At 70.4% G+C, this 12,019-nt stretch carries 12 protein-coding genes; 8 read left to right on the plus strand and 4 right to left on the minus strand.

The annotated features are described in order from the left end of the window. The first annotated feature begins 185 nt into the window (after positions 1 to 185). Positions 186 to 2,048, plus strand: coding sequence for a glycosyl hydrolase family 18 protein (locus ACY0MR_RS35645; RefSeq protein WP_473557809.1), 1,863 nt, complete (start codon positions 186 to 188; stop codon positions 2,046 to 2,048). 407 nt (positions 2,049 to 2,455) lie between these two features. Continuing rightward, the gene (locus ACY0MR_RS35650; protein ID WP_473557811.1) at positions 2,456 to 3,457 is read left to right on the plus strand and encodes a TIGR00341 family protein; all 1,002 of its coding nucleotides are present in this window, start codon (positions 2,456 to 2,458) and stop codon (positions 3,455 to 3,457) included. Between the two features lie 95 nt (positions 3,458 to 3,552). On the opposite strand, the gene ACY0MR_RS35655 is transcribed toward ACY0MR_RS35650, so the two are convergent. Then, positions 3,553 to 4,458, minus strand: coding sequence for a LysR family transcriptional regulator (locus ACY0MR_RS35655; protein ID WP_473557813.1), 906 nt, complete (start codon positions 4,456 to 4,458; stop codon positions 3,553 to 3,555). 140 nt (positions 4,459 to 4,598) lie between these two features. Here ACY0MR_RS35655 and ACY0MR_RS35660 point away from each other — a divergent pair, with 140 nt between their 5' ends. Together ACY0MR_RS35660 and ACY0MR_RS35665 are read left to right on the plus strand one after the other, a co-directional pair. Then, on the plus strand, positions 4,599 to 5,447 hold the full coding sequence (locus ACY0MR_RS35660; RefSeq protein ID WP_473557815.1) for an inositol monophosphatase family protein: 849 nt from the start codon (positions 4,599 to 4,601) through the stop codon (positions 5,445 to 5,447). A gap of 45 nt (positions 5,448 to 5,492) precedes the next feature. Further along, entirely contained in the window at positions 5,493 to 6,089 is a 597-nt protein-coding gene (locus ACY0MR_RS35665) for an NADPH-dependent F420 reductase (protein ID WP_473557817.1), read from the plus strand. 139 nt (positions 6,090 to 6,228) lie between these two features. Here the strand turns inward: ACY0MR_RS35665 and ACY0MR_RS35670 are convergent, their stop codons facing one another. Further along, positions 6,229 to 6,819 carry a TetR/AcrR family transcriptional regulator gene (locus ACY0MR_RS35670; RefSeq protein WP_473557820.1) on the minus strand — a complete coding sequence of 197 codons (591 nt, stop codon included), beginning with the start codon at positions 6,817 to 6,819 and terminating at the stop codon, positions 6,229 to 6,231. A gap of 252 nt (positions 6,820 to 7,071) precedes the next feature. Between ACY0MR_RS35670 and ACY0MR_RS35675 the strand changes: the two genes are divergently transcribed. From ACY0MR_RS35675 to ACY0MR_RS35690, 4 genes are all read left to right on the plus strand, one after another. Beyond that, positions 7,072 to 8,034, plus strand: coding sequence for an alpha/beta hydrolase family protein (locus ACY0MR_RS35675; RefSeq protein WP_473557821.1), 963 nt, complete (start codon positions 7,072 to 7,074; stop codon positions 8,032 to 8,034). A 50-nt stretch (positions 8,035 to 8,084) separates the two neighbouring features. Beyond that, positions 8,085 to 9,044: an NAD-dependent epimerase/dehydratase family protein gene (locus tag ACY0MR_RS35680; RefSeq protein WP_473557823.1), complete on the plus strand. Its 960-nt coding sequence runs from the start codon at positions 8,085 to 8,087 to the stop codon at positions 9,042 to 9,044. Positions 9,045 to 9,448: 404 nt separating this feature from the next. Then, entirely contained in the window at positions 9,449 to 9,901 is a 453-nt protein-coding gene (locus ACY0MR_RS35685) for a hypothetical protein (protein WP_473557826.1), read from the plus strand. 242 nt (positions 9,902 to 10,143) lie between these two features. Further along, complete coding sequence (locus ACY0MR_RS35690; RefSeq protein ID WP_473557828.1) at positions 10,144 to 10,662, plus strand: HEAT repeat domain-containing protein; 519 nt, start codon at positions 10,144 to 10,146, stop codon at positions 10,660 to 10,662. Positions 10,663 to 10,935: 273 nt separating this feature from the next. Here ACY0MR_RS35690 and ACY0MR_RS35695 read toward each other — a convergent pair whose 3' ends face one another. Then, complete coding sequence (locus ACY0MR_RS35695) at positions 10,936 to 11,505, minus strand: DUF3885 domain-containing protein (protein WP_473557830.1); 570 nt, start codon at positions 11,503 to 11,505, stop codon at positions 10,936 to 10,938. An 87-nt stretch (positions 11,506 to 11,592) separates the two neighbouring features. Next, the gene (locus tag ACY0MR_RS35700; protein WP_473557833.1) at positions 11,593 to 11,955 is read right to left on the minus strand and encodes an antibiotic biosynthesis monooxygenase family protein; all 363 of its coding nucleotides are present in this window, start codon (positions 11,953 to 11,955) and stop codon (positions 11,593 to 11,595) included. Positions 11,956 to 12,019: the final 64 nt, after the last annotated feature.

Here is a 12,019-nt window from a genome sequence, read left to right on the forward strand (position 1 = left end):
TAGGTGCGGTCGGGTGGCGATCGAGGGCAGTTTGGTCTGGACCTCTTGACGGTTGGTCTAGTCCTTTCTAGGGTCGCGGGGACGCTGCGGTGGGTGCCGAGCAGAGACACCACGCACTCAGGGACACGTGGCGTTGACAGGCCAGGGGACAGCCCTGCCTGCCGGACCTCACACGAGGAGATTCCTTGAGTACCCCCACGCGGCGGCGCCGCACCCGATCGGCTTCGAGCATCCTCCCGAACCTGCGGTCCAGGACCTTCGCGGGTGCCACCGCGCTGCTCCTCCCGCTGGCGGCCATGGTCGGCCTCGCCGCCCCGGCGGAGGCCGCGGCCTCCGCCACCGCCGTCTACACCAAGGCCTCGGACTGGGGTTCGGGCTTCGAGGGCAAGTGGACGGTGAAGAACACCGGCACCACGACGCTCACCTCCTGGACCGTCGAGTGGGACTTCCCCGCGAGCACCAAGGTCACCTCGGCCTGGGACGCCACCGTCACCAGCTCCGCGAACCACGTCACCGCCAAGAACCTCGGCTGGAACGGCACCCTCGCCCCCGGCGCCTCGGTCTCCTTCGGCTTCAACGGCAGCGGCACCGGAGCCCCCACCGGCTGCAAGCTCAACGGCGGCGCCTGCGACGGGACGACCACCCCCGGCGACAGCGTCCCCTCCGCCCCCGGAGCGCCCACCGCGAGCGGTCTCACCGACACCTCGGTGAAGCTGTCCTGGGCCGCGGCCACGGACGACAAGGGCGTCAAGAACTACGACGTCAAGCGGAACGGCACCACCGTCGCCACCGTCGCCGGCCTCACGTACACCGACACGGGGCTGAGCGCCGGCACCGACTACAGCTACACGGTCATCGCCCGCGACACCGCCGACCAGACGGGCCCCGCCTCCGCCGCCACGCCCGTCCGCACCACCGGCGGCGGCGGCGGTGAGAACCCCGGCGGCAGCGGCAAGATCAACCTGGGCTACTTCACCAACTGGGGCTCCTACACGGTGAAGAACCTGGTGGCCTCGGGCTCCGCCCCGAAGATCACCCACATCAACTACGCCTTCGGCAACGTGCAGAACGGCAAGTGCACCATCGGCGACCCGTACGAGGACTACCAGAAGGCCTACACCGCCGCCCAGTCCGTCGACGGCGTCGCCGACACCTGGGACCAGCCGCTGAAGGGCCACTTCAACCAGCTGCGCAAGCTCAAGGCGCAGTACCCCCACATCAAGGTCCTGTGGTCGTTCGGCGGCTGGACCTGGTCCGGCGGCTTCGGCCAGGCCGTCCAGAACCCCGCCGCCTTCGCCCAGTCCTGCCACGACCTGGTCGAGGACCCGCGCTGGGCCGACGTCTTCGACGGCATCGACCTCGACTGGGAGTACCCCAACTCCTGCGGTCTCACCTGCGACACCAGCGGACCGGCCTCGATCAAGAACATGATGCAGGCCATGCGCACCGCGTTCGGCCCGAACAGCCTGCTCACCGCGGCCATCACGGCCGACGGCTCCAACGGCGGCCGGCTCGACGCGGCCGACTACGGCGGCGCCGCCCAGTACATCGACTGGTATGACGTGATGACGTACGACTACTTCGGCACCTGGGCCGCGCAGGGGCCGACCGCCCCGCACTCCCCGCTCACCTCCTACCCCGGCATCCCCGCGCAGGGCTTCAACTCCGCCGACGCGATCGCGAAGCTGAAGGCCAAGGGCGTCCCCGCCTCCAAGCTGCTGCTCGGCATCGGCTTCTACGGACGCGGCTGGACCGGCGTCACCCAGTCCGCGCCCGGCGGCACCGCGACCGGCCCGGCGGCAGGCGTCGAGCCGGGCAACCAGTACTACAAGGTCCTGAAGACCAGCTGCCCGGCCACCGGCACCGTCGGCGGCACCGCGTACGCGCACTGCGGCACCGACTGGTGGAGCTACGACACCCCCGCGACCGTCGGCACCAAGATGGCCTGGGCCAAGAGCCAGGGTCTGGGCGGCGCGTTCTTCTGGGAGTTCAACGGCGACACCGTCGACGGTGAACTCGTGAACGCGATCAGCAACGGCCTGAAGTAACCACCCGGTACGACCACGCGTACGACCACGTGGCCCGTTCGCCCCCGCCCGGGGCGGACGGGCCACGATCGGTACGCAGGCGGTTGACGTCGCCGCACGGGCGTTCGGCGCCGCCCGCGGTCACGACCACGACGGACGCCGCCGTCCCCTCCGGGACCTTGCCGCGCGCCCCGAGCACCGGCCGCGGCGGCGGGCACGACTTCGCCCGCCCAGGCTGCCGCAGGCACGGGACACCTGGGGCGACGCTCGCCGCGACGCGCACGGGCCGCACGGCCGTGACGCACCCGTCAGACGGTCGGACCCCGGTCCACGGGCATCCCGAGGTCGCGCTGCACCGTGTGCTCCCTTGGAGGGACGGCCGGGGTGCCTCTCACGATCTCCGCGACGCAGGGGGCAAGACTGTGGGAATGCTCAGCAGCCTCCGCGACCGTGTGCTCCCCGACCACCAGCGAAGGACGCTGGAGGAACTGAAGGAGGACCTGGACCTGTCGGCCGGGGACACCCGTGCGAAGCAGTCGGCGTTCTGGTCCATGCTGTCCCTGTCGGCCGTCATCGCGGCCGGCGGAGTGCTCACGGACTCGACGGCCACGGTGATCGGGGCCATGATCATCGCACCCCTGTCGACGCCGATCATGGGAATCGCCCTCGGCGCCGTTCAGCGACGGCGGTCGACAGCGACCCTGTTCGTGTCCGCCGGAGGGCTGCTGGTCGTCGTCCTGGGAGCGCTGTTCTCACTGGTGCTGCCCGCCTCCTACGACCTGCTGTCGAACAGCCAGATCTCCAGCCGCACCTCACCCGACCTGATGGATCTCGTGGCCGCGCTCGCCACCGGTTTCGCGGGGGCCCTGGCTCTGTCCCGCCGGGACGTCGCCGCGGTCCTCCCCGGAGTAGCGATCGCCATCTCGCTCGTACCACCGCTGGTGGTGACCGGCGTCTGCCTGGGGCAGACGGCCTGGTGGCTGGCCCTGGGGTCCTTCGTCCTGTTCGTGTCCAACCTGCTGGCGCTGGTCTTCGCGGGCATGGTGGTCTTCGGCGGCCTGGGCTACGCGAAGGCCGACCACGCGAAGGAGGCGGGCGCCGCGCGCAGGACGTACATCGCGCTCGCCCTGCTGTTCACGGCGGTGGGGGTGCTGCTGGTCGCGAACACCGCGGCCAACGTTCTCGTCCAGCTGTGGACCACGCGAGCATCGAACAGCGCCACGGAATGGCTCGCCGCGACGCCCGGCGCATCCGTCGTCGACGTCACCGCGCAGTCGCGGACCCTCTACATCCAGGTCCGAACACCGGGGGACCTGCCTCCGGTCGAGACACTCCTCGCCGATCTCGCGGGACGAATCCCCGAAGGGGTGCCCGTCGTGGTCGTCACCAACGAGGGCCGTCAGGTGCAGGCCGGACGCGTAGGGGGCTGATCACGCTCCTCGACCGCCGTCTGCACCACCAGCAGGTCTCACCGCCGGCATCCGGGCACCCCGGAGCCGGTACGTCCTGCTCCGCGCCATACCCGCTACGGCGTCGCGTCAGTGGTCAGCGCGGCTCGTGCGAGTCCGCGCAGCCAGGCGTGGGCGGGGTCGGTGTCGTGGCGCTGATGCCATGACAGGTACACCGGCGCCGAGGGCAGTTCGAGCGGCAGGGGGAGTACGGCCAGGCCGAGGCCGGTGGCAACGGTACGTGTGGTGATCTCGGGAACGCTGATCACCAGGTCGGTGACGCGCGCGAACGCCAACGCGGCTGCCTCGGTGGGGACGGCCGCCACCACCCGGCGGGTGAGCCCGATGGCGGCCAGGGCGTCGTCGATCGCGTTGCTGAGGTTCCCGCGTCGGGAGACGGTCGCGTGTTCGGCGGCGGCGTAGTGATCCGCCGTGAGGATCCGATGCCGGGTGAGGGGGTGCGCCTGTCTCACGACGGCGACCAGGCGGGTCTCGCCCACCTGCTCCGCACGGAGGTCCGATCCCCCGGGGCGGTTCGCGTTCGCCTCCAGGTCGACCTCGCCGCGTCGTAGCGCAGGGGTGTCGGTGCTGGACTCCGTGACGAAGCGCAACCGTACGCCGGGAGCCTGGGCGCGTACGGCCCCGAGGAGCGCGGGGCCGTGGAGGGCGACCAGGGAGTCGTGCCAGCGGAGGGTGAAGGTGCGCTCCAGCGTCGCCGGGTCGAGCTCGCGGCTCGGGGCGAGGAGGCCCTGGACCTGGCGGAGCACGTCGTGGACCTGTGCGCGGATGGCGACGGCGTAGGGCGTGGGCGTCATGGTGCGGCCGGTGCGCACCAGGATCTGGTCCCCGGTGGTGCGCCGGATACGCCCCAGGCTCCGGCTCATCGCGGGGGCGGTGACGTGCAGACGCGCGGCGGCCCCGGCCACACTGCCCTCCTCCAGCAGCGCGTCGAGCGCGGTGAGCAGGTTCAGATCCAGTTGCATGGCAGTCATCCCAGCCGTGTTTGACATGCACTTGATGCTAATGCCGGGGCTGCGTAGCGTCGTCACCACGGCGCAGGACGCACCACAAGGCCTGGCCCGAGAGCCTCTTCAACCACCCCTGCTCAGACGGGAGCACACCCATGTCCGAAACCCTCCAGACCACCGCCCCCGCCGTGCCCGGCTCCGCCCCCGCCCCTGTCTCCGCATCCGACGCCGGGCTGCTCGCCGAGACCGCGAACGCCGTGCGCGAGGCGGGTGCGGCGCTGCGCGAGCGGTTCGGCGAGGTGGCTCCGTACCGGTCCCGCGACGAGCTGATGGACGCGCTCGCCGCCAACGACGACACGGCCCTGCGCATCCTGCGCCCCCGCCTCACCGGCCTGCGCCCCGGCGCCGGCTGGGTGGAGGACGAGTTGGTCGGCGGTGCGCTGCCGTCCGGCGAGTGGTGGGTCGTCGACCCGGCCGAGGGCAACGTCAACCACCTGCACGCGCTCCCCGAATGGGCGGTCACCGCCACCCTCGTACGCGACAACCGGCCCGTGCTCACCGCGGTCCACCTGCCGTTGACCGGCCAGACCTACACCGCGCTCGCCGGCGAGGGCGCCCACCTCGACGGCCGCCGGCTGCGTGTCTCCCGGACCGCGGACCTCGGCCTGGGGATCGTGGCCACCAGCCAGGCGCGGCCCGACGAGGACGAGGGCGTGGTGAGGCGCGTCGGCTCCTCGATCACTGCGATGCTCTCGGACGCGCTCGTCGTCCGGGTCGCCGTCCCCGCGACCCTGCACCTGCTGGACGTGGCCGCCGGCCGGGTCGACGCCTTCTGGCAGTTCGCCGGCGCCCGCGCGGACCTTCTGCCCGGCGCACTGCTCGTCGCCGAGGCCGGCGGACGGATCTCCGACGCCGACGGCCGTCCCTGGACCCCGCAGAGCGCCGGATTCCTGGCTGCCGCGCCCGGCGTCCACGCACAGGCCGTCAGCACCCTCTCCCGCTGACCATCCAGTACCTCGCCCGCACCTACGACAAGGAGTCGCACCCTCATGACCACGATCGCCGTACTCGGAAACGGCCGCGTGGGCGGCAACCTGGCCGCCGCTCTCACCCGTGCGGGGCACGACGTGACCGTCGCGGACAGCACACCGGGCGCCGCGGCCGAAGCCGCCCGACGCGCCCGGATCGTCATCAACGCCACCCCGGGTGCCGGCTCCCTGGAGCGGCTCGCCGCTCTGCGCGACGAACTGCGCGGCACCCTCCTCCTCGATGTGGCCAACGCCACCACCGACGGGCCGGACGGCCTGCCCGCCGAGCTGCTCTACCCCGGCTCGAGCCTCGCGGAGCAGCTCCAGGAAGCGCTGCCCGAAACGCACGTGGTGAAGACGCTCAACACCATGCTCTTCCCGGTGATGACCGCCCCGGCCATGCTCACCCAGGCGCCCACGGTGTTCCTCTCCGGTGACGACGCCAGGGCCAAGCAGACCGTGCGGGAACTCCTCACCGACCTCGGGTGGCACGACGAGTGGATCACCGACCTGGGCGGGATCGGGACCGCCCGCGCGACGGAGGCCGCGATCCTGTTCGTACCCCACGTGATCCGCTCCAACGGATTCGTCCCCTTCGCGGTCTCGATCGCCCGCTGACCCGTTGACCCACTGACCCGCTGACCTCCTGACCCGCTGACCCGCCGATTCGCGATCCGGAGGCCACGCGTCGGCGATCTTGGACCAGCCCGTTCACAGGCGTACGGCGGACGCCCTCCGCCGACGCGCACGACCGAGGTCAGCGGGACCGGCGCAGCCCTGCGAGGAGGAGGGCGACCAGACGCCGCGGGTCGTAGCGGGGGTCGGTGTCGGAACCGATGCAGAGGTTCCCGATGCCGCGCATGAGGGTGTAGGCGTCGAGGTCGGGGCTGGTCTCGCCGGCGGCGACCGTGGCGTGGAGGAGTTCGGTGCACACGGGCAGCAGGCGTTCGAGGAAGTAGGCGTGCAGCGTCTCGAAGCCGGCGCTGTCGGCCTGCATCGCCGCCGCCAGGCCGTGCTTCGTGACCAGGAAGTCGACGAAGAGGTCGACCCAGCCTTCGAGCGCGGCGAACGGGGTCGGGGCGGACGCGAGCAGGGCCGGTCCGGCTTCGGCGCAGGTGTCGACCTGGTGACGGTAGACGGCGATGACGAGGTCGGCCCGGCTGGGGAAGTGACGGTAGAACGTGCCGAGTCCGACCCCGGCCTTCGCGGCGATCTCGCGTACCGGCGCGTCCACGCCCGAGGTCACGAAGACCGCGGCGGCCGCGTCCAGCAGCGTCTGCTGATTGCGGCGGGCGTCCTTTCGCCTGGACGCGGCCGAACCCGCCTGGCGCGGACTGCTCTCATTCACCGCGGCACTCCCTCTCGTGATGTCCTTGCAAAACGGAACGCTGTTCCGTATCGTAAGTGGAACAAGGTTCCGTTTCATCTGATGATGTCAGACCGACGAACCGACCGCCAGCTCGACGTGTCCGCGTCCCCTCATGCGGGCGCGGAAACGCTTGAGCACCACCCGCTCCCGCCACACCCGGGCCCCGCGACGCAGCACATCTCCGGCCGCCGGGGCGCCGATGAGCGAGAACTCCGATCGGAAGGCACTCCCATGTCCCACCCGAACGCCTCGACCGCCCCGACCGCCTCCGCCGCCCCGACTCCCGTGGAGGCGACCGCCGCGGTGGTCTCCGTGAAACCGGTCGGCCTCACCGCCGCCGACAGCCGGGGAGCAGACCTCCAGGTACGCGTGTCCGCACCCGCGACGGGCGGAGACCTGCCCGTGGTGGTCTTCTCGCACGGCTTCGGCTGGTCGATGGACGGTTACGCCCCGCTGGCCGACCACTGGGCAGCCCACGGCTTCGTGGTCGTCCAGCCCACCCACCTGGACTCCCGGAGGCTCGGGATCCCGGCCCAGGACCCGCGAACCCCGCGCATCTGGCGCCATCGCATCGAGGACATCACGTCCGTACTGGACCACCTCGACCTCCTGGAGGCGTCCGTCCCCGGCCTTGCCGGGCGAGTCGACCCGAGCCGCATCGCCGTCGCGGGTCATTCCTGGGGAGCGCAGACCGTCAGCACCCTGCTCGGCGCCCGCGTCCTGAACGCCGACGGCGCACCCGGCGAGGACCTGTCCGACCCCCGGGTCACGGCAGGAGTGCTCCTCGCGCTGACGGGCCTGGGCGACGACCTGACGCCCTTCGCCGCCGAGCACTTCCCCTTCATGAGGCCGTCGTTCGACACGATGACCGCCCCGGCCCTCATCGTCGCCGGAGACCGGGACCAGTCCCACCTGTCCACGCGCGGACCCGACTGGTTCACCGACCCGTACACCCACAGCCCCGCCGACAAGAGCCTGCTCACCCTCTACGGCGCGGAGCATTCCCTCGGCGGCATCGCCGGATACGAGATCGCCGAGACCACCGACGAGAACCCGGCGCGTGTCGCCCTCGTCCAGCACCTCACCACGGCGTTCCTGCGCAAGGCGCTGCTGGGCGACGACGACGCCTGGAAGACGGCGGGCGCCGCGCTGGAGGCAGAGCCCGCCCCGCCGGGCGAGCTGACGAGCAAGTGAGCAACCGCTCCACCACCGGCGATCGACACCCCTGGACCCAAGGACACCTGATGATCCTCGTCACCGGAGGCCTCGGCTTCATCGGATCCCACACCGTGCGCGCCCTGCTCGACCTGGGTGAGGACTGCGTCGTCGTCCAACGCCGCGCCCGCGCGCTCCCGCCCGTGCTGGCCGGAGCATCCGTGCCGGTCGAGCAGGCGGACATCACCGACCGCGAGGCCCTTCTGGCCGTCGGCCGACGCCACGACATCACCGGCATCGTGCACCTCGCCGGCTCCTACCCCTGGCCGCCCGTCCCCGACGCGCCCGTCCAGGCGACCCGAAACGCCCTCGGCGGCTTCCTGAACATCGCCGAGGCCGCCCAGGAGTGGGGCGTCAGGCGTCTCGGCATCGCGAGCACGATCGGCGTCTACTTCGGCGCCACGAACGTCGGCGCCACGAACGACGCACCGCTGCGCGAGGACACCCCGCTGTCGATGACCGCGGCCGTCTCCATCCCCACCTTCAAGAAGGTCGGAGAGATGCTCGGCGGCTTCCTCGCCGACACCACGGTCCTCGACATCGTCAACTACCGCATCTCCGGCACCTGGGGTCCGCTCGGGCACCTGGACCCCTTCTTCGCCGCCCCCGCCCTGATCCACGCCGCGGCCCGCGGCACCACCGCGGACCTCGGCCACCTGCTCCACCCGGCGTACGCCGAAGACGGACTCGACCTCACCTACGTCAAGGACACCGGACGGGCGATCGCCCTCCTCCAACTCGCCCCCACCCTCAGCCACCGGACCTACAACATCGGCTCCGGCCAGGCCACCACCAACGCCCGGATCGGCCAGGCCATCAGGAAGACGGTCCCCGACGCCCAGGTCGACCTCGAAACAGGAGGCGGCGCACCCCACCTGGTACTCGACATCGGCCGCCTCATGGCGGACACCGGCTACCGCCCCGAGTACGACACCGACCGCGCGGCAGCCGACTACATCGCCTGGCTGCGCGCGGGCCACGAGAACTGAGCACGCTCGCGCCGAGTACGGCGCCGCCGACGGGGAGCGGCCACGCTCGCGCTGCCGGGTGCGGTCCACGACATCGGGGCGGCCCGCAACCGCCACGGAGCGCCGCCGCTCCTCCCGACGTCGGCCCGGCGTGCTGGGCGTACAGGGCTGCGGTCAGCATCGCCCCATGCACGGATCCGGGTACTGGGCGAGCAGTCCGCGCCTATTCTCCGGCCCCAGCTCCCGCTGCTCACCCCGCAGCGTCAGTGGAGCCGAGGGCAGCAGCGACGCGGTACCTCGGTGGTGAGTCTCAGCTTCCTCTCCGGAGCGCACTCGCCGCTCGTTCTGCCGTCGAGGGCGAGTCCACCCACGGGTGAGGCGAAACTCCTTGGCCGCAGCCCTGCACCACCATCTACGCTCCGCCCATGCGCACCGTCCACGTGTTCCCAGCAGGAGACTGGAGCGCGACAGCCACACGGCTCGACCGGCTGATGCCCGGCAAAGACGGCTACTGGTCGGACGGGAAGCTCTTCATCGACCTCATGGACGAGCCGGACGGTCACCTGTTCGCCAGCTGGACTCGCGAGGACGTGCGCCTGGTGGACGCCGCGCTCGGCCATCGCCCGACCTGGGGCCTTCTGGTCGGCGTCTCCACCCATATCGATGGCACGGCCGAGATCCGTGCTCTCTTGTCGCACGTCCTCGAAACCGGCGGCGTCGCCATCGACGACTACTCCGACCACTGCTGGATGCTTCAGGAGATCGACACCGAGTGCACGGTCGATGGCCTGGCCTTCTTCGACTTCCGCACCCACGCCGCACGACGCGGCCACCAGGCCTGGGATATCGCTCGCGCAAGTTCCGGGAGGCATGTCTAGGGCCCGACTTTGGACCAAGATTCCTCCTTCGCCCGCATGGAGATCTGTGATGTCGACCGTAGACCGTCACCAGCACTCGACCTGGGCAGGACTTCAGGCTTTGTAGTGATTCGTCCTCACGCCCGGCCAGGCAGGGGACGCATCTGCGTGAGGGAATGCCGAAGCCGGCCGCACTGTGTGCTGCATGACCTTGCTAGGTTCCGCCCGAGACCTGAGGCATTCACACGGGAGGTGGTCAGCGAGTGACACCTGAGGAGCAGGCACTGATCACGGGCCTGGTGTTCGTGCCGGGCAGAGGCCGGACGCACACGATCCACGAGGTACTCGCTCACTTCGGCGAGTCCGACGCTGGGGCCTTGGCGGTCCGGCTGCTGACAGATGCCATGGACCGCCGGGACGCTGACGACGTCGAGAGGGCGCTGATCGTCCACAGCGCCGCCGGCGCTTCGGCCGAGGGCCTCCTGGAGCCGTTGACCGAGCTGTTCCCCGCCCCGTGGCACAGGGAGCACGAGGACATCGTGTCCACGCTGGGCAGGCTCCGCTCGCCCAGAACGGTGCCGACGCTGGTTCTGGCGGCTCACTGGGTCCCCGAGCACCTGGACTGGGACGAGAACCGGGCGCTCGCGGTGAAGGCGATCTGGGCACTGGGCGCAATTCCAGGCTCAGAGGCCCAGGAAGCGCTCAAGAAGTTGTGCGACGACGACAGTGAGATCGTGCGCGAGAACGCGGTGCGGCAGCTCGCACGCCGGGACGAGCACTGACCGGCTGCAACCCTTCGGCCGCACCCGTGCGACCCAGTCTCGCAGGCGAACACTCCGTGCAGGAACGGTATGGCCGGATGCGCTTTGAAACCGGGGAGCGGAGAAGCGCTGGAAGGCCGCGTCCTGGCTGGCCGGCTGCCGACGACTACACCAGCGCCATGAGCGCAAGGCCGAACACTTCTTCGCCTTCGTCGGCATAGCGGCCCTGCGCATCTGTTTCCGTCGGCTGACTACCTGAATCCGGATTGTTGGCGTGGTGGTGAGCCCGTCCCGTCAGAGACCCAACGGGTGGCTGGAAAGCCAGCCGGCATGCCGATCGCGCGTCCGGTCCCGTTCCTCGGGCGTGGTGAGGAAGACATCGGCGCCGCCGTCGTAGGGGTGGTAGACGCGTCGCATCTGGGTGTCGGTGACGAGGACTCCCGCCACCTTGTCGTCCGCGATGTCACGGAGCAGCTCGTCGAGGCAGCCGTATCGCCAGGGCCGGCGCGCGGCGAGAAGGTGGCAGTAGGTGCGGAACTCCGGGTCTGGATCGTCTTCCACGAGCAGGGTCTGCCAGTAGCCGGCGTCTGGCTGGAACGGCGGAACCTCGGCTTCGGTCGCCCAGACCGGGGTGATCACGTAGACGTCCTCACCGGCGAACAACTCATCGAGGACAGTGTTGTACCGCTCCAGGACGACGGCGTATTCGCTCTCGTCCTCTGCGTATCGCTTCGACTCCGGCAGGCTGTGGAAACGTACCCAGAGATCCCGGTACGGATTGCGGAGCTTGTACCCGACCGGAGGACAGTTGGGCCAGTGCTGCTGCCACAGCTCGGTCAAAGCCGTTTGCGCGCTTCCGGACACTTGCCGCACCCGTCCTCTCAGCAGCGGCTCTTCCGCCGACGACCATGATGACCGGCACCACGCGCCACGCACCAACTGAAACGACGACTAAGGAGCGGTGAGTTCGACGACGACGTCGTACACCGCGGGGTTCGGTGTGATCGGCTGCCTGGTCTGCTCTCGTGCGGCCTGCGTGCGCGACGCGAAGTCGGGGTCGGCGGTGGCGGCCTCCCACGCCTCCTGGCTTTCCCAGTGGGAGACGTTGACGAGCTGGAAGCGGGAACTGGACGAACGGGCCCTGTGCATACGGGAGTCGATGAAGCCGGGCTTGTCCCGCATGAGCAGGGCCCGCTGCTCCCACTTCACGACGAACTCGTCGAGCTCGGCAGCATCGATCTCGAAGACGTTGATGAATGTGACGGACGATTCTGATGAGTCGGGCGCCTCGGTACGCTGGGCTTCTAAGGTCATGTCGGCAGCCTAACGTCGGGTCCCAACTGGGCTTTGGGCGCCCCTGATCCACAGGATTCGCCCT

Source organism: Streptomyces sp. JN8 (assembly GCF_055808075.1).

Coding starts and splice junctions, on each gene's coding strand:
- ACY0MR_RS35700 (WP_473557833.1), bottom strand. CDS start 11,955: ATGACCTTAGAAGCCCAGCGTACCGAGGCGCCCGACTCATCAGAATCG.
- ACY0MR_RS35675 (WP_473557821.1), top strand. CDS start 7,072: ATGTCCCACCCGAACGCCTCGACCGCCCCGACCGCCTCCGCCGCCCCG.
- ACY0MR_RS35665 (WP_473557817.1), top strand. CDS start 5,493: ATGACCACGATCGCCGTACTCGGAAACGGCCGCGTGGGCGGCAACCTG.
- ACY0MR_RS35655 (WP_473557813.1), bottom strand. CDS start 4,458: ATGCAACTGGATCTGAACCTGCTCACCGCGCTCGACGCGCTGCTGGAG.
- ACY0MR_RS35685 (WP_473557826.1), top strand. CDS start 9,449: ATGCGCACCGTCCACGTGTTCCCAGCAGGAGACTGGAGCGCGACAGCC.
- ACY0MR_RS35680 (WP_473557823.1), top strand. CDS start 8,085: ATGATCCTCGTCACCGGAGGCCTCGGCTTCATCGGATCCCACACCGTG.
- ACY0MR_RS35660 (WP_473557815.1), top strand. CDS start 4,599: ATGTCCGAAACCCTCCAGACCACCGCCCCCGCCGTGCCCGGCTCCGCC.
- ACY0MR_RS35650 (WP_473557811.1), top strand. CDS start 2,456: ATGCTCAGCAGCCTCCGCGACCGTGTGCTCCCCGACCACCAGCGAAGG.